The sequence below is a fragment of the Nostoc sp. KVJ20 genome, assembly GCF_001712795.1.
Classification (GTDB): Bacteria; Cyanobacteriota; Cyanobacteriia; order Cyanobacteriales; family Nostocaceae; genus Nostoc.
The window spans coordinates 1-17,756 of sequence record NZ_KV757761.1; the positions used below are offsets into that span (position 1 = coordinate 1).

The following is a 17,756-nucleotide window of genomic DNA, read 5'->3' on the forward strand; positions in this document are numbered from 1 at the left end:
GGTTCTTGATTGCGGTCTAACTTCCATTGCAGATAAGTCAACGCAGTGCTAGCATCAGCAATGTTTAAATCCGGTTGATATCCCTCGTCTAGTAGTTGTTTGTAGTCTGGGTGCGTAGCAATTTCAGATACCAGATTTTGGGCTTGCTCAAGTAATTGGCAGAGATGCGGATTAGACATTTCTATGCCAAGCCGTGAACATAAATCCTCTGCCTTTACACCGAATGTTCCTGGTTCAATCTCGGTTTCTAACTCTTCAAGCAGAGATTGAAAATTCGGATGTTCATCGTTGATTTCAACCTCAAACAAATCTGCACTCTTTGTAACGATAGTTGCCCAATCAGGTAAAGTCTGTGGAATTGTCTTCGCGTAAAGTTTCATGATTTTCTCCCCTGGGATTAATAACCTAAAAATCCTCGGCAATCTCCAACAAAAAGCCGCGTCCTGTGTTCTGTACTTGCACCAGTTCCTTATCCAGCAGAGTTTGAATAACTGAATCGGAGAATTGGAATTGCAAACGATGCAATGGAATACAACCGCCACAAAGCCGAATCGAACGCAGCAAATGATTAGCTCTACGGTCAAAGTTGTCTGTAGAATTAGCCATTGTTTGCACCCTTAGTTAATACGGTTAACTGTCGATTGAGAATGCTTATCTGCTGTTGATAAAACTCAATCTCTGCGGTAATTTGCTGGAATAATTCTTCTGGCGTGAGCGGTTGGATTTGATCCTCTTTCAAGTACGATATTTCATCAGAATTCTTGTTAGGCATCAGCACATAACGCCAGCCATCATCAAATTGTTCAGCTAATTCTGTACCAGATGGGTAGTAGTAAAGCCCTAGAATTGTGCCTTGTTCTGTACGCTGTTCCAAAGCAAAGCGTGGGTAGCCCCAGTGTTGAGGGATTGAGATTGTAGCTTTCATAGATTTAATTGGGGATTGGTGAATAAATAATTAGGGAAAGGGGGAAAGGGCAAAGGGGAAGGGAATGAAGAAACTTACCTTTCCCCCTTACCCTTTAACCTTTTCCCAGGCGAAGCCCAAGACTACGCTGTGACTAACTCTGCCCTCTCCAGTAGCCGTTGCAATTTATCGCCAGTTAGCTGTTCTAACGGTTGGTCTAAAATATATTCATCAAAAATGGATTTACCATCAGTAGACACGTCCACCATCGACAATGACCGCACAGCATCAAGCACGGAGTTAGAATACTGCTGCTGGACTGAATAACGCCTCTTCACCCACCAGTTCCCGTTAGTGCATCCGACTTGCCCCAGTTTCACGCCGTTGTTGTTGTAAATGCCATCATCGAGAATTTCAAACCCGTAATTCTGGCACTCGTTGAAGATATGCGCCATGATTTGGTTTTCGGTCGAAGAGGAAAGCATGGGGGCAGAGGCGCAGAGGGGCAGAGGAGAAAGTTGTTGTAAGTTTTTCCCCTCTGCACCCCTGCTCCCCTGCACCTCTGCTTCTTCTTGCACAGGTAATGAGCCATCTTTGTAGTGAGTGCAGATGAAGCGATCGCAACGCATTAGAGTGTTGGCACGAAATACTTCTTTATCGTTGACCATGACTACCCAGCGTTGAGTTAAATGGTCGTCGTCATGGCTGATGCTGGCTATCAGTTGATCACCAGCGTAATATTCGTGATGATCAAACGAGATTTCGACTATTATCAGTGGTTCGGGAGCTATGGCTTGGGCTTGGTCAGCGATGTAGCTGTCGAGTTCGGCTTGGGCGAGGGCTTGGTTGTCAACTTTCTGAAGGTTGGTGGATTGGTGGGTGATGATTGCGTTTACCCAGGATTCAGTCGCTCTTCTATCGCCGGTAGGTGTAGCACCGAGTTCGGCAGCGATTCTTTTGAGGCGGGGGAGATTATAGCGGGAGAGCGCTTGCTGTGTATAGGTTGGATGCGTCATAATAAGATTTCCTTGTAAAAGGGTCAAAGGGCGATCGCACAAGTTTTCCAGGCTGAAGCGGTTGTCCTTTGTTTTATCTCTTACTATTTTACATATTTTATGGAAATTTATCAACGGCTACGGACGAGATTTTTTGTAACAACGGGTAACTAAGGGTTTGTGCTACAACAGGATAAAATTGCCTAAGCTCGATCCCTAAAATTTGGCAATATTTCAAGATAAGAGACAAAGAAACAGAGCGATCACCTTTACCCTTCCATTTTTCTATTTTATGAATTAACTGCTGAGAACAAGGTTCTCCAAGCCCTGTAATTGCTTGCGCTACTTCTTCTCTAGAAAGTTTCTTGTCTTCTCTTTGCTGAAATAAAAACTCACCATATTCCTGATCCCAGTCAATCCGGGATACCAAATCCAAAGGTATTCCTTGCATTACAATTTCTCTCACTGATACTCCTATATTTACATAATGTGTGGAAATAGTGCTATACTTCTTCTATGAAGTATGTAAAACCTAAGCAGTATTAGCGTAGAGCCTAAATCGTGAAAGCGATCGCTCTAAATTCGTGTTGTCTTTTAGGAAGTAAATCGAGAGTTCTTAGTCTGAAGGGGGTTCTAAAAAATGACAGACCCACAAGTAATACTTTCCAGCAATGAATGGTGCAACGAATGCACACAGTGGGCTGCACCAAGCCATACATAAACTGCGACACGGTTCAGTTCAGGAAGCGAAGCAACTGTTGGCGCGTCAAAATCCTATACTGGCAATGGTTATAGCTCCACAAGTACACCTTGAGGTTTTCAAAGCGGCATGACTTTACCTGCCGCTTTCCTTGTCATGGACATTTTATACATAGGAATGTAGAAACAATGTCAAAGCCGACAAAGCAACAAGGATGACTACCGCAGATGCAAATATATATGTAAACAAGTTAAGGAAAAACCCCAACCTCAGTAAAAAGTTTGGGGAATTCATATCAATTTAATCACACCCCCATCATGGCACAACTCGATATTCGTTCAAGTACTGTTCAGTTAGGGGTGAAATAATGGTTAAACCACCTTCTAACCGCAAAAAACCCACCTCTGCTGCATCCAGTAATGACACGCCACCAGATAACCAAGACCTTGAAGAAAACCCCGCCTTAGCAACAATCACCGTTACCTCTGTCGAAATTCCAGAGTTGACAGAAGAAGAACAGCGCGACCGCCTTCACCTAGAGCGCCGTGTGGAAAGAGCGTTTTTTGAGGCAGGGAAAGCTTTGATGGAACTGCGCGATCGCAGATTATATCGTTCCACGCACAAAACTTTTGAAGATTATTGTCGCGATCGCTTTGGTCATAGTCGCCAGAAGTCAAATTATCTGATTGCAGCAGCTGATGTCTACGAGAATTTGACAACAATTTGTTGTCAAAATTTGCCGCCTGAAGATTTGACAACAAATGGATCACAAATTTTACCCACTAGTGAAGGGCAAGTCCGACCTATCACAAAGCTAGAACCTCAAGAACAGTGGGAGGTATGGCAACAGGCAGTAGAACTTGCTGGTGGGAAAGTGCCAACTGGTAGAATCGTCAAAGATGTGGTGCAAAGAATTATGGAGCGAACCCAAGTACCCAATACCTACCAGATCGGGGAAGTGTGCCAAATTTTAGCCAAGGACAACCCGGAACTTAGGGGCAAAGGTGGATGTTGGGGGATAGTCAACCATGTAGGTGAATTCAGCTGCACCGTCAGAACTTGGGATAGGGAGTACACAATTGGGTTGCAACATCTGAAGTCCCTCAACTACCTGCCTGCCGAGTGTGAGCAGATGCAGGTGATTTGCGATCGCATCAATCGGGTGTATTCGAGTGGGCTGGAGGACTCGGTGCAGAAGTTTTTGGAGTCATTGGGGAAGCTGAATCGTGCTTATTTGACGGATTTGGAGGAGAAATTGTTGGCTGTTTTGGAGTTTGAAATAGAAACGAAATAATCCACTAAGCAATTTTGGCGTTGCATAAATGCGGGATGAATTGGCGGTTGAAATCATTGAAAATTAGTTCCAAATTGGGCGAAATCATCCCCTAATTCAGCAACGCCGCAATTTTGGCAATTTAGGATCTAATGTTTTAAAGTTCGCGTTTTAATAAAGATATCAGAACAACAGGATGACCAAGAAATTATACGAGCGAGAGGGTAAATTATCCGCTTCTGGTGTCCAGTTGAAAGCCAGTTGCGCTCCCCAGTGCTGTAACCGCTACATGATTGATGCAATGCTGGCGAGTGCAAATGCAACTGGCTAAACATCCGACTAAAACACAGACATTAGGTTAAGTCTGAGTTAGATTAAAATCCATGTTGTGCTTTAATTTTTCTAGCCCAATTTTTATGGTTTCGCACCATTGTTGTGTAACATGTTTACTTTCAACTGCTCTGGCTAATTCTCCTGTTATGTAACTGTACTCAGTGCTAAATCTGGACTGGTTTCCAGAAATTAAAGCATCATGAAGGTATCCTAAATGATTGGGTAATTCTGTCCCCATTTTTTCGGGAAGTTTTGAGGCTATTTGACTAACTTGATTTTTCAGATTTACTACTTCATCATTTACTTCATTTTGAGTTAGATTTTCCAACTCTAAACTTGAGCCTGCAAGATTTACGGTAACACCTCCGTCTAATTTGATCTGGTAATGCCTTTGTAAATTCCAACCAGTGATATCATCAAGTACCTTACCATGCTGACCACGATACTCTCCACCATTCACAACCACACGGTTATTGTTAACTAAATCACTCATATTGGTAGCGCACTTAAGTTTACTACCACCCAACTACACTGTTGTCTCAAATTATTCCAGAATGAACTGGAAAATATCTTACTTTAGGTAGAAAACAAAATATAATTTCCTTTGTTTAAAAATAAAAAATAGATTGTCAGACTATTAATAAAAACAATTTAGAACTCATGAACAAAGGCGGTTTCTGAGGAATTGTCAGTCAAGTGAATGATTTCAGTTCTACCGTGAGAACTTGGGATGGGGAATATACTGCCGGGGTAAAGCATCTCAAGTCGTATGATTACTTACAGTGCTTCCGGCTATTATGTAATATAGTTTTCTCCTTGCCCCTCTCCTATCATCGCTTTCAGCTTTTAGGATGTACCTCATAGCTGCTGGAAGTGCTGTATCTGCCGAGTGTCAGCACATGCGGGAGGTGTGCGATTGTATCAGTAGGCTAAGAGATAACCAAAATCTAAAAGAAGCTGCTCGTGCTGTATTGCAGCACTTGGGGGAGTTGAAGCGACCGTATTTGACGGCTGTGGAGGAGAAGCTGTTGGGTTTTGTTGAGAAAGAATACGGCATCATAGATGAGGTACTACCCAATTCTCGATAAATCAAGGAATAGGAGACAACAGTAATGCAAAGTATTAAGTTATGTTCTCATGTTGGGGCTGATGGCATTTTGCACCTTGAGATTCCCGTTGGCATCACAGACAAAGAAATGGAAGTCCTGGTGATTTATCAACAAATAGAACCATCAACACCTACAAAAACACCAGAAGAACTGGGATGGCCACCCGGCTTTTTTGAGCAGACTTACGGTAGTTGTCAAGACGATCCAATTGTTATCGACTCTGAAGGTGATTTTGAGACAAGGGAAGAAATTGTGTGAAGTATTTATTAGATACCAATGTTTGCGCTCGTTATCTCAACGGTAGGTCGCTCTTAATTCGAGAACATTTACAGTCCACAAATGTAGAAGATATTGCTGTCTGTTCAGTAGTGAAGGCAGAGTTGTTTTATGGAGCGATGAAAAGCAATAATCCCCAAATTACTTTAGCTCGACAACAGCAATTTCTTACTTTGTTTGTTTCTTTGCCTTTTGATGATGTTACTGCCCTCACCTACGGTAGAATTCGTGCAGAATTAGCAGCAAACGGTACTCCAATAGGCCCCAATGATTTTCAAATAGCTGCGATCGCCTTGATACATAACTTAACATTAGTTACGCACAACATAAGAGAATTTAGTCGCGTTAGTGGGCTGGTGATTGAGGATTGGGAGCTTGAGCAATAAATAATATCTTTTGTGGACTTAAATGAAAACTAATGCTGCTCGACTCCTGGACAAACTAGGTATTCCCTACCAAATCCTGAGCTATGAAGTAGATCCTGACGATCTGGCTGCTGAAAGTACAGCCCAGAAAGTAGGACTTCCCGCAGAGCAAGTTTTTAAGACTCTAGTAGTCAGAGGTGACACAACAGGTATATGTTTTGCTGTTGTGCCGGGAAATGTTCAGTTAGACTTAAAAGCCTTGGCGCGGATTTCAGGAAACCGCAAGGTTGAGACGGTTGCCCTCAAGGAAGTTCAGCCACTAACAGGATACATACGTGGTGGTGTAACAGCTTTAGCCAGTAAAAGAGACTATCCCGTTTACCTTGATGAAACGGCAACTCTATTTGAGCAGATCACTGTTTCTGGTGGGATGCGAGGAATGCTGCTTCTGCTATCCCCAGATGATTATTTACGTGCCGTCAGTGGCACTTTGGGAGCAATTGTACAAAATTAGTACAGAAATTTTCATCAGAAACCATAAAGCGATCGCTAATCAAAGGAAACTTATAGCTTACTTGAGAATAGCTAAGTATTCTTACTAAGAAACTTTATTTTTACTCTGGGCTTGAAAACTAATATACGTAAGACTTCTGAGAGAAATAGTTTGTGAGTTGCTTATTAAATAAAAGCTTTAAAATTTTCTTGATAATTAGCTAAATAATATAGCCGTATAGAAAAATACTTTATAAGATGTAGCAGGTGCTAAGACTCGAATAGATCAATATGCTATTTTATACCTGCTAATTATAAAAAACATAGTTGCTTTCTTAGCACTTTAGTCCAACCAGTCATTAGACATAAAGGTTTAGGGGAGCGAGTTTCTCATGATTAGAGGAGGGAGAATACCAGTCCAGTTACAAAGAGGAAGACACGAGTGACTGACATTGTAACTGGACAGATTGTGCGCGTGCGATCGCGGCAGTATCTTGTAGAAGAAGTTGTGTCGAAACCGTCTCCAGAGCAAGACACAAAAGTTAGCCTTTCTTGTTTAGAAGATGATGCGTTAGGAGAATCGCTAGAAGTCCTATGGGAACGAGAAATAGATGCCAAAATCGTAGGGGCGACATCATGGGATTCCATAGCGAATCGAGGTTTTGATAATCCGCGTCTGTTTTCTGCCTACCTGCACACATTACGTTGGAACTGCGTTACTTCCACAGATGCCAAGCTTTTCCAAGCCCCTTACCGGGCAGGTATAGAAGTCAAAGCTTATCAATTAGAGCCGCTACGTAAAGCTTTGCTAATGCCAAGAGTTGGTTTGTTTATTGCTGACGATGTAGGGTTGGGCAAAACCATTGAGGCAGGGCTGATATTGCGTGAGATGTTGATGCGGCAAAAGGTTAGACGAGTAGTTATCTCGTGTCCGCCGTCAGTGGTAAGGCAATGGCAAGAAGAAATGGAGAGTCGCTTTGGACTCACATTTATGATTCTGGATCGTGAGTTTATTGCCGCGCGTCGTCAAGAACGGGGTTATGGAATTAACCCTTGGATGACGCATACTCGGTTCATTATTTCCCACGCTTTGCTACGAGATGAAACCTATGCCGCACCGTTACGGGACTGGCTTGGTGATTTTGCAGCTGCTTCCATGCTCATCCTTGATGAAGCTCATAATGCTGCACCTGCGAGTGGTGCGAAGTATGCGGTTGATTCCCAACTTACCAAAACTGTTCGAGACTTAGCACCGCGTTTTGAACACAAGCTGTTTTTGTCTGCTACTCCCCACAATGGACACTCCAACAGCTTCGCCGCCTTACTAGAAATTCTCGACCCCCAGCGTTTCTGCCGAGGAGTACCCGTTCGTAATCGCAAGTTGCTGGACACTGTAATGGTGCGGCGCTTAAAACAAGACTTACGGGAGATCGGAGAAGAGTTTCCCCAACGCTACGTTCTTCCTATAGTTATTGATAACCTGCCAGAAGACGCACCAGAACTCAAATTATCCCGATTGCTGCAACAGTATCGCAATCTGCGTGAGGAAAAGCTCAAAGATGCAGCGAAGTCTACTCAGACTACGGCGATGCTGGTGATTACTTCATTACAAAAGCGTCTTTTGTCTTCCATTGAAGCATTTGCTCGGACTTTAAAGGTGCATCGGACGGGGATGGAAAAGCAAGCAATTAACCGCCCCTCTACATATCAAGTCAGTCTACCGTTGCTGTTTGAATCCCCTGGTGCAGATGACGAACGGGCTGAATTTTCCGAAGAGGAAGTAATTGCAGAAGAAGATGCTCAAATGGCAGCAGCTAGTATGCAGGCTGCCGGCCAAACAGCGCGTGAATTAGCGATTTTAGATGAAATGGCAGATGTCGCTAATTCCTCTCGCTACCAGCCAGATCCACGAATTCAACAACTGGTAGAGTGGATTCGCCAAAATCTTTGTCCCGATCTGGGTCAACCGAATGCTGCTTGGTTAGAACGACGAGTAATTATCTTTACAGAATATACAGATACTAAACGTTATTTACAACAGCAATTACAAAGTGCGATCGCTAATTCTAACCGTGAACAAGAACGCATAGATGTATTTCATGGGGGCATTGGAGAAGAACGCCGCGAAGCGATTAAAAGTGCATTTAACGCTGACCCAGCACGTCACCCTCTGCGAATCCTGATTGCTACAGATGCAGCACGAGAAGGGGTGAACCTGCAAAACAACTGTGCTGACTTGTTCCACTTTGATGTGCCGTGGAACCCGTCGAGGATGGAACAGCGCAATGGACGGATTGACCGCAAATTACAGCGATCGCCTGTTGTCCATTGTTACTACTTTGTTTTACCGCAACGCACAGAAGACAAAGTATTAGATGTACTGGTGCGGAAAACAGTGACGATTCAACAAGAACTTGGCTCTCTTGCACCAGTAGTTGAAAGAAATGTGTCGCGCTTACTGGCTAATGGAATTCGCCACCAAGAAGTAAATAATCTTACTGATTCGATAAATAAAGCAGAGCAACTCAGTAACAAGGAAACAGTAAACACACAGGTAATTAATGAGGAACTGGAGCAAGCCAGACTCCGCCAACAGGATTTGACTAAACAAGTTGAGAATTTACAAGAAATGTTGAAAGACTCGCGGGATTGGTTGGGACTAGATGACAATCACTTCCGTAATGCCATCTCTGCTTCTTTAGGAATTCTGGGAGTCCCAACACTTGCCCCTGTAGATGTGAATGAGGTTGCTAACAATCCTGTAACTGCCCGTTGGACAATTCCGGCTCTCGACCAGCGTACTGGTGCAGATCCAACATGGTCAACTACACTTGATACCCTGAGAACACCTCGAAAAATCGGACAAAAGCCTTGGGAATGGCGGAAAGAAGCACCGATTCGTCCTGTAGTCTTTCGAGATCCTGGGTCTTTAGATGGGGATGTAGTTCATCTGCATTTAGAACACAGAATTGTCCAGCGCCTACTGAGCAGATTTTTAGCTCAGGGTTTCTTGCATGATGAATTAACTCGTGCTTGTGTTTGTCTGACTGATGACCCCATGCCAAAAGTGATTGCACTGGGACGGCTGGCTCTGTATGGTGAACGGGCTTCTCGCTTACACGATCAGGTGATTGCAGTAGCAGCAGAGTGGTCAGATCCAACCAGCCGGGGACGCAAGAAACTTCAACCTTTAAGAGAAGGCGAGAAAGACAACGTACTGGAATTACTGGAAAATTCCCTAGCTTCCCCACACTTGTTGCAAGTTGCCGAAGCAGTGAAAGAGCGATTGAAAAAAAGTGCAGCCCAAGATGTAGCAGAATTAATTCCCCATTTGGAACGCCGCGCTACAGCTTTGGCTGAAAGTGCTGAGAAAAAGCTGGCTAATCGCGGTACTAAAGAAGCTGTTGAGATGAAGAAGATTCTGGAAGAACAACAGACGCGAATTATCAAGTGTCAGGAAGAATCTAAGGCAGTGCAGTTGTCTCTTCCATTCATAGAAGAACAGCGCCAATTGGATGCAGACCGTCGCCATTGGGAAAAACGCCTTCAAGCGATCGCAACCGAACTAATTTCAGAACCAGCCCGAATTGAAGCCGCCTACAAAGTAAAAGCAGTACGGGTTGAGCCAGTCGGCGTAATTTATTTATGGCCGATTTCCGGCTAGAGGGAGTAAAAACAATGGCAAACGATCCAGAAATTCGGTTACATAAAGAATGGTTGGGCTTTCTCCAGCCTGTGGGGTTGGTGGTGTCTCCCCCTGCATTGTCAGCAGCCCAAGCTGTGGTTAACCGTAATGTGGTGGAACTGCAACAAACACTCGCTACAGTTGCCAGACGCGAACCTCTCTCTGGTGATATAGACAAGGAAACCTTTGGAATTGACGACTTTCCTGCTTTCACTATCAATGTTTTAGGTTGGCAACCAGAAGATTTAGTTGCCAGTCCAGAAGAATTAGCGATCGCACTCCTAGATTACAACGAAGTTTTGACACCCACGTATGCTGTACCCGACCCTAATGGCGGCTGGATGATGCTGGTACAAGTGCTTTCTGATGGTACTGAACTTGACAACGCTGGGGCGGAGGATAGTAAATCTACTGGTTGGCACGCCAGTCCCCAGTCTAAGTTTGAGCGCCTTTTAAAAGAAACAAAGGTTTACACTGGGCTATTGTGCAACGGTACAGATTTGCGTTTGGTTTATGCACCACTTGGGGAGTCATCGGGACACCTGACTTTCCCTGTACAGGCAATGTGTGAGATATCTGGGCGGCTGATTTTGGGTGCAATGGAGATGTTGCTCTCGGCTGACAGACTTTTTAATGTCCCTAGCGATCGCCGTTTGTCTGCAATCCTGGAAAAAAGCCGTAAATATCAAAACGATGTCTCTATAAAGCTTGCAGAGCAGGTATTAGAGGCATTATGGGATTTACTGCGCGGCTTCCAAATCGCAGATGCAACCAGTAAAAGCGGCTTAATAAGTGATATTGCCACTACTGCACCCCAGCATATTTACGGTGGACTGATTACCGTTTTGCTGCGGTTGGTGTTCCTGCTTTACGCTGAAGACCGGGGACTGATGTCTCAAGATGCAGTTTATACCCGCTATTACTCAGTTAGTGGACTTTACGAGCGCTTGAGAGAAGATGCAGGCAACTACCCGGATACAATGGATCAGAGGTATGGTGCTTGGGCATGGTTGCTAAGTCTGTTCCGTTTGGTTTACGACGGCGGCGGTCATGCTGATTTGTACTTACCTGCTCGTCATGGGCAACTATTTGACCCAGATGAATATCCGTTTTTAGAAGGTCGTCTCCAGTCTACAAAATATCAAACAGGGGAAAGTCTTGAACCCCCTCGCGTCTCAGATGGGGTAATTCATAGGGTATTGCAAGGGTTGTTGGTACTGGATGGAGAACGCCTGTCTTATCGTTCTTTGGATGTTGAGAAACTTGGCTCTGTTTATGAAGCAGTTACAGGCTACGAAGTAGAAAGAGCAAGTAGTCCTGCTATCGGTGTTTGGAGTAAACCCAAAGGTTCCAAATCTTCGGTGACGGTGGTTGTCAGTGTTGAGGAAGTACTCAAAACTAAAGCGGCAGAACGGGCTAAATATTTAAAGAATGTTGCAGGTTGCGAAATTACTGGTAAATCCCTAACAGAGTTAAAGGATGCGAGGACAGCAGAGGATGTAGTAGCGGCGTTGGGACGCAAGGTATCACCAAAAACGCCGAGTTTAATGCCTGTGGGTTCTCTGTATTTGCAACCTGGGGAAGAACTGCGGCGTAGTGGTACTCATTATACGCCTCGTGCTTTGACTGAGCCAATTGTTAAAGAAACCCTCAGACCGATTTTATCAGCTTTGGGAGAAAACCCTACGCCAGAGCAAATTTTAGACTTGAAAATTTGTGATTTGGCGATGGGTTCGGGAGCGTTTTTGGTTGAAAGTTGCCGTCAGTTGGCTGAAAAATTAGTTGAAGCATGGAATAAGCAAAACGTATTACCTAAAATTCCAATTGATGAAGAACCGTTACTTTATGCGCGGCGGTTAGTAGCGGAACGCTGTTTGTATGGCGTAGATAAAAACCCTTTTGCAGTAAATTTGGCTAAATTATCTTTGTGGTTAACCACTTTGGCGAAAGCTCATCCTTTTACATTTTTAGACCATGCTTTGAAGTGCGGAGATTCTTTAGTTGGGTTAAATTTTGAACAAATTATACAATTAACCCGGGAAGAAGATAAAACTTATAAATATATGGATTTACCTTTATTCAATTTGTCGATGGAGAAGGTAAAATTTGATAGAGATGTAATTCACAACTTAGATGAGGATAATTATACAGCCAAACGCGATTTTTATGAAAATATAGAAACAGAGTTGCAGGACATCCGACTGAGAGTAAATTTTGTTATTGCATCATTTTTTGCAAAATATAAAGATAAGGTGAAAAAGGATGAGCGTGATAATTCATGGTTAAAGTCTTACCAATGGCAGAAAAATCAAGAAGATGATTTAGATGTAAGCCGAATTTGTGCAGAATTGTCTTATGGAGAGAAAGGAGTTCCCACATTTAATTGGGAGATTGAATTTCCAGAAGTATTTGATAGAAATAATCCAGGGTTTGATGCGATTGTTGGTAATCCACCATTTGCCGGGAAGAATACAACAATAAATGCTCATATTTCTGGTTATCAAGATTGGTTGAAAGTTGTTAATCCCGAATCTCATGGAAATGCTGATTTGGTAGCGCATTTCTTTAGACGAGCTTTTACACTTTTACGCCAATCTGGATGTTTTGGATTAATTGCCACAAATACTATTGCCCAGGGAGATACTCGCAGTACTGGTTTGAGATATATCTGTGAGCATGGAGGTACAATTTACAATGCTCAAAAGCGAATTAAGTGGCCGGGTTTAGCGGCGGTTATCGTGAGTGTTATTCATGTTTTTAAGGGTGATTATCAAGGTATAAAACTACTAGAGAGACGGAAAGTTGATTTAATTTCTGCGTTTCTATTTAATTCTGGAACGAATGAAAATCCTATAGTTTTATCGGAAAATGCTAATAAAAGTTTTCAAGGTAGCACTATATTAGGTATGGGTTTTACATTTGATGATACAAATTTAGAAGCAACATCAATTGCTGAAATGCAGTGTTTAATAGATAATAACTTCAAAAATCAATGTGTAATTCATCCACTTGTAAGTGGTGAAGATATTAATAGTAGTCCAACTCAATCACATAGTAGATTCGTGATTAATTTTGGAGACATGAGTGAGTCAGAGGCAAGGCAATGGAGTTCTCTTATGTCTATCATTGAGGTAAAAGTTAAACCTATCAGGATGAAAGATAAAAGAGAGTCTTACAAGCGATACTGGTGGAAATTTGCTGAAAGAAGACCAGAATTATATAAAAATATAAGTAAATTAGATAAAATTTTAGTTTGTCCAGTAGTTAGCAAGCATCTAAATTTTGTTTTTATTAAAAGTAACATAGTCTATACAAATAAATTAATTGTGTTTCCATTTGATAGCTTTTCAGTGTTCTCATGCCTTCAGTCGAGGACTAATGAAATATTTGCAAGATTTTTTTCTTCATCATTAGAAGATCGCCTAAGTTATTCTCCTTCAGACTGCTTTGAAACCTTTCCCTTCTCCGAAAACTGGGAAACTAACCCCACCCTAGAAGCTGCTGGTAAAACCTACTACGAATATCGCGCCGCCTTAATGGTTCGCAACAACCAGGGACTCACCGACACATACAACCGCTTCCACGATCCCGACGAACGCCACCCCGATATTTTACAACTACGCTTACTCCACGCCCAAATGGATCGGGCTGTCCTCGATGCTTACGGCTGGACAGATATTTCCACAGACTGCACCTTCCTGCTTGATTACGAAGACGAAGAAGACGACGAAAACACTAGCAAACGCCAGAAGAAAAAGCCTTGGCGCTACCGTTGGCCCGAAGAAATTCACGACGAAGTATTAGCCCGTTTACTCGAACTCAACCTGCAACGCGCCGAAGCTGAAATATTAGGCGGTAAAGCTGCTGAGAAAGGGAAGGTAAAAGGGAATACTAAAAAGGCAGGAAAAACGCGGAAAGCAACAGAAACGAATCTAACTATTCCTGGTTTCCCATCTGCTTCTGTCTAAACAGGTTCAACGTCAGTTATGCCAATGAATTCCCAGAGAATATTATGACCACATCTGCCGAAGTGCGATCGCATTTAATCCGCGCCATGCAACTAGACTTGGTGGGGCCAACCCCTGATGATGTTGAATATGCCGAGGAAATCCTCACTCAAGCTCCTTCTAAGTGGTATCTTACAGGTTTTTTAGTACCTTTTGGAGCGCCTGTTGAAGTGCGATCGGACGAAACAGCAGACGACACACTCGAACAACTTAGTAGCAGTGATACTAATGAAGATGCCAATGCTCCCGAAGCCTCCTCAGCCCGTAAAGCTCACTTTCCTTCTTCCATTGGCTTGAGCTTTCTTCTACCAGAAAATACCACAGAACTGAATATAACTGTGCAGTGGGGTGACTACCAATTTCTTGAAAGCGAAACAGAATTAGATGATAGCGAGAATCCCCAGTCAGCCAAGCAAGAATTATGGCAACGCTCTCCTCATTGCATTAGTATGCCTATTTCTCTGCTGGGAAATCAACGAAAAATTCAGATTGAAGTTCCAGACAGCAACGGCTTAAAGTTATTTGTGTCAAATCGGGCTGTAGCTTCATCACCTCAACAAAAACTCCCTGTTGGTACGCGTTCAGTTTCAGTATTCTTAGTTAACTACCGCAGCAACAATCCCAACCAAAAGCACGACATCAGTTTTATTTTTCAAGCCTGCCTCACCATCCGCACTGCTGAGGCTTTTGTATCCCGCCCTAACTTGCGGGGGCAAAACAGCCAAGATAGAGACGAAGCGGTGTCAAGCCTGCAATACCGCAACGATTGCGAATATGCTGTTGGACACAACGTTTCTGCTATTACTATCCTTAGCTCGAATCATATCTGTCAAGAAATTCGTACTAACTGGATGCCCACAGCAGAGGTGGCCAGAGTAGAACCAGCAGAAATTCCGGGGCTAGAACTAGGCATGGAAGCACTAGCTAAGGCAAAAGACGCGGCAACAATCTCTCAGATGGTTTACCCAATGGTGACTGCATATACTGACTGGATTACCAAACAGCAAGCCGCAGCCCCAACTGAACCGCACCAAGGAAAAATTGCTAGTGAATTATTAACCACAGCTAGCAGGATTAAGGAACGCATAGCCGCCGGATTACAAGCTTTAAACAATCCTCTGGTGTTAGAAGCTTTTCAAATTGCTAACCAAGCCCTAGCAACTGCTAGAAGACAACGCCTAACTCACGATAATCCAGATAAATCCCCTGAAGACTTTTCACCACCGAAGTGGCGACCTTTCCAGCTAGCTTTTCTGCTGTTGAACATCCTGAGCATTGCTCAACCAGAACATCCAGATCGGGAAATTGTCGATTTGCTGTTTTTTCCCACAGGTGGCGGCAAAACCGAAGCCTATTTAGGGTTAGCAGCGTTCACTCTGGTGCTGCGTCGTCTGCGCGATCCTAGTATCCACTCTGCTGGTGTCAGCGTTCTCATGCGCTACACTCTGCGCCTCCTGACCCTAGACCAATTGGAAAGAGCCGCAACCCTCGTCTGTGCCTTAGAGCTAGAACGTCAGCAAAATCCTAGACTAGGTAAGCATCCCTTTGAGATTGGGTTGTGGGTTGGGCAGGGTGCCACACCCAATAAAATGGGTAAAAAAGGCGACAAAGATAATTCAGCTTGGGCGCGGACTCAAGAATTTGATCGCCATTATCCTCATAAACCAAAGCCGATTCCCCTAGAAAGGTGTCCCTGGTGTGGCACGGAATTGAAAGCGCGATCGTTTCAACTTTTACCACTTGCCGATGCACCTACTGACCTGCGGGTAATCTGCGACAATCGGAAAAAACACGCAGATGGTCAACCTGCTTGTATATTTAAAGGTAACAATCCCCTACCCATCGTTGCCGTAGATGAACAAATCTATCGACGGCTTCCTTGCTTCATAATTTCCACCGTTGATAAATTTGCGAATCTGCCTTGGGTTGGTCAAACTGGAGCGCTATTTGGCAAAGTAACTCATTTTGATGAAAAAGTAGGATTCACTGGGCCAGCTGATGCTAAAACCAAAGGTCGAGCCTTAGACAAAAATTTACCCCCACCAGATTTGATTATTCAAGACGAATTGCACTTGATTTCTGGGCCGCTAGGAACAATGGTGGGATTATACGAAACGGTTATCGATGTTCTGTGTAGTGTGACACACAATGATAAAACTATCCGACCGAAGATTATTGCCTCCACTGCTACAGTCCGCCGTGCGGAGCGCCAAATTCAAGCTTTGTTTAGTCACAGCCAGGTAGATATTTTTCCGCCTCCTGGGCCCGATCGCCACGACTCCTTTTTTGCCGAAACCGTACCAATTACTAAAACACCGGGACGGCTTTATGTCGGAGTTGTAGCCCAAGGACGCAGCCTTAAAGTAGTTCTGTTACGAGTATACTTAGCCCTGTTGGGAGCAGCTAAACAAGCTTGGGAAGATGCCGGCGGAAAAACAAATCCGCATAATCCTGCTGACCCTTATATGACACTGCTAGGTTATTTTAATTCCCTGCGGGAATTGGGTGGTAGTCGCCGCTTAGTGGAAGATGAGGTAAACTCCCGCCTGAGTCATTATGGCGATCGCCGTCGCTACCAAGAACCGTTTAGCTTATTTTGCGATCGCAAAATAGATGATGAACCAGAAGAGTTAACCTCTCGCATCAGCACTAACAAAGTTGCTAATACCAAACGTCGTCTAGCTTTACCTTTTCATGAGAAAGAAAGAGTTGATATTGCCCTAGCAACTAACATGATTTCCGTAGGGCTAGATATCACCCGCTTAGGGCTGATGGTAGTTTTAGGACAGCCGAAAACCACTGCTGAATATATCCAAGCCACCAGCCGCGTCGGTCGAGAAGCTGAAAAACCTGGTTTAGTTGTTACCTTACTCAACATTCACCGACCGCGCGATCGCTCTCACTACGAACGTTTTCAAATCTGGCATGATACTTTCTACCGCACAGTCGAAGCAAGTAGCGTTACTCCCTTCTCACCCCGCGCCATCGATCGGGGTTTGTCAGGTGTTACCGTTGCCCTTGCCAGATTAGGTAATGCAGAGATGACAGCGCCTCTAGGTGCTGCTCAAATTACCCAACATCGCCTGCTTTTAGATTTTGTTGTGGATGCGATCGTTAAACGTGCAGAAGGACATAGCCCCTTAAAAGCCGATGAAGCTGAAAGTCTGCGTCAAGAAATCCGGCGACAAGTTATAGACCGTTTAGATACATGGCAACATATTGCCGTGCAAGACCAACGCCTACAATATCAACGCAATGAAATAGAGATGGCAGCCCCTTTACTACTTGATGCCCTTGACCCCAAGGCGGACAAAGAAAGTAGTGATCGGCAAAAATTCAAAGCCCAACGCAGCTTGCGGGATGTCGAGCCAGTAGTGAAACTTTTTGTGCGTGACCCTGTTGGTTTAGAAATAGAGGAAGAGGTTTAATGAAGAAGTCAAATAATAAAATAAAACCACAAGCAGAAATCCGCCAAAGCCAGCTTTTATCAACCTTTGGCCCAGGAGCGATGGTAGATTTACCTAAATATTCGGTAGTAATTGGGGGATTGACTTACTGGAAAGGCGAAATGCAGGCTATTCGTGAAGACCGTTTGAAACTTGAGTTTGGACTAATTG

The 17,756-nt window shown here is 43.8% G+C and carries 17 protein-coding genes; 11 read left to right on the top strand and 6 right to left on the bottom strand.

All coding sequences use genetic code 11. The annotated features are described in order from the left end of the window. The 5 genes from A4S05_RS42375 to A4S05_RS35615 all read right to left on the bottom strand — a co-directional run. The coding region (locus A4S05_RS42375; RefSeq protein ID WP_069074470.1) for a hypothetical protein at nucleotides 1-380 on the bottom strand (380 nt) is incomplete at its 3' end. 25 nt (nucleotides 381-405) lie between these two features. Continuing rightward, nucleotides 406-606, bottom strand: a complete 201-nt coding sequence (locus tag A4S05_RS35600; protein ID WP_069074471.1) for a hypothetical protein — start codon at nucleotides 604-606, stop codon at nucleotides 406-408. Then, nucleotides 599-925 carry a hypothetical protein gene (locus tag A4S05_RS35605; protein ID WP_069074472.1) on the bottom strand — a complete coding sequence of 109 codons (327 nt, stop codon included), beginning with the start codon at nucleotides 923-925 and terminating at the stop codon, nucleotides 599-601. Before A4S05_RS35605 ends, A4S05_RS35600 begins: the two co-directional genes overlap by 8 nt. Before the next feature lie 122 nt (nucleotides 926-1,047). Next, nucleotides 1,048-1,920, bottom strand: a complete 873-nt coding sequence (locus A4S05_RS35610; RefSeq protein ID WP_084227384.1) for a hypothetical protein — start codon at nucleotides 1,918-1,920, stop codon at nucleotides 1,048-1,050. 97 nt (nucleotides 1,921-2,017) lie between these two features. Beyond that, complete coding sequence (locus tag A4S05_RS35615) at nucleotides 2,018-2,365, bottom strand: helix-turn-helix domain-containing protein (protein ID WP_218108011.1); 348 nt, start codon at nucleotides 2,363-2,365, stop codon at nucleotides 2,018-2,020. Between the two features lie 205 nt (nucleotides 2,366-2,570). On the opposite strand from A4S05_RS35615, the gene A4S05_RS42380 reads away from it, so the two are divergent. The 3 genes from A4S05_RS42380 to A4S05_RS43960 all read left to right on the top strand — a co-directional run bounded on the left by A4S05_RS42380 (nucleotide 2,571) and on the right by A4S05_RS43960 (nucleotide 4,203). Continuing rightward, nucleotides 2,571-2,732: a hypothetical protein gene (locus A4S05_RS42380; RefSeq protein ID WP_176727206.1), complete on the top strand. Its 162-nt coding sequence runs from the start codon at nucleotides 2,571-2,573 to the stop codon at nucleotides 2,730-2,732. Nucleotides 2,733-2,966: 234 nt separating this feature from the next. Beyond that, a complete protein-coding gene (locus tag A4S05_RS35620) occupies nucleotides 2,967-3,893 on the top strand; it encodes a hypothetical protein (RefSeq protein WP_069074474.1) in 927 nt (308 codons plus the stop codon). A 175-nt stretch (nucleotides 3,894-4,068) separates the two neighbouring features. Further along, nucleotides 4,069-4,203, top strand: coding sequence for a hypothetical protein (locus tag A4S05_RS43960; protein WP_256091378.1), 135 nt, complete (start codon nucleotides 4,069-4,071; stop codon nucleotides 4,201-4,203). A 27-nt stretch (nucleotides 4,204-4,230) separates the two neighbouring features. Here A4S05_RS43960 and A4S05_RS35625 read toward each other — a convergent pair whose 3' ends face one another. Continuing rightward, the gene (locus A4S05_RS35625; protein ID WP_069074475.1) at nucleotides 4,231-4,698 is read right to left on the bottom strand and encodes a hypothetical protein; all 468 of its coding nucleotides are present in this window, start codon (nucleotides 4,696-4,698) and stop codon (nucleotides 4,231-4,233) included. 358 nt (nucleotides 4,699-5,056) lie between these two features. On the opposite strand from A4S05_RS35625, the gene A4S05_RS35630 reads away from it, so the two are divergent. The 8 genes from A4S05_RS35630 to A4S05_RS35665 all read left to right on the top strand — a co-directional run. Continuing rightward, nucleotides 5,057-5,293: a hypothetical protein gene (locus tag A4S05_RS35630; RefSeq protein ID WP_256091379.1), complete on the top strand. Its 237-nt coding sequence runs from the start codon at nucleotides 5,057-5,059 to the stop codon at nucleotides 5,291-5,293. A gap of 24 nt (nucleotides 5,294-5,317) precedes the next feature. After that, entirely contained in the window at nucleotides 5,318-5,572 is a 255-nt protein-coding gene (locus tag A4S05_RS35635; RefSeq protein ID WP_069074476.1) for a hypothetical protein, read from the top strand. Next, entirely contained in the window at nucleotides 5,569-5,976 is a 408-nt protein-coding gene (locus tag A4S05_RS35640) for a type II toxin-antitoxin system tRNA(fMet)-specific endonuclease VapC (RefSeq protein WP_069074477.1), read from the top strand. The genes A4S05_RS35635 and A4S05_RS35640 overlap by 4 nt, the downstream gene beginning before the upstream one ends. Before the next feature lie 22 nt (nucleotides 5,977-5,998). Further along, nucleotides 5,999-6,469 (top strand): Cys-tRNA(Pro) deacylase, encoded by a 471-nt coding sequence (ybaK, locus tag A4S05_RS35645; protein WP_069074478.1) that lies wholly within the window; start codon nucleotides 5,999-6,001, stop codon nucleotides 6,467-6,469. Nucleotides 6,470-6,889: 420 nt separating this feature from the next. Beyond that, nucleotides 6,890-10,111, top strand: coding sequence for a DISARM system SNF2-like helicase DrmD (gene drmD / locus A4S05_RS35650; RefSeq protein ID WP_069074479.1), 3,222 nt, complete (start codon nucleotides 6,890-6,892; stop codon nucleotides 10,109-10,111). 14 nt (nucleotides 10,112-10,125) lie between these two features. Further along, entirely contained in the window at nucleotides 10,126-14,100 is a 3,975-nt protein-coding gene (locus tag A4S05_RS35655) for an Eco57I restriction-modification methylase domain-containing protein (protein WP_069074480.1), read from the top strand. A 44-nt stretch (nucleotides 14,101-14,144) separates the two neighbouring features. After that, nucleotides 14,145-17,567, top strand: a complete 3,423-nt coding sequence (gene drmA / locus A4S05_RS35660) for a DISARM system helicase DrmA (RefSeq protein ID WP_069074481.1) — start codon at nucleotides 14,145-14,147, stop codon at nucleotides 17,565-17,567. After that, nucleotides 17,567-17,756: hypothetical protein (locus tag A4S05_RS35665; protein WP_141699902.1), on the top strand; the 190-nt coding region annotated here is incomplete at its 3' end. The genes drmA and A4S05_RS35665, both read left to right, overlap by 1 nt.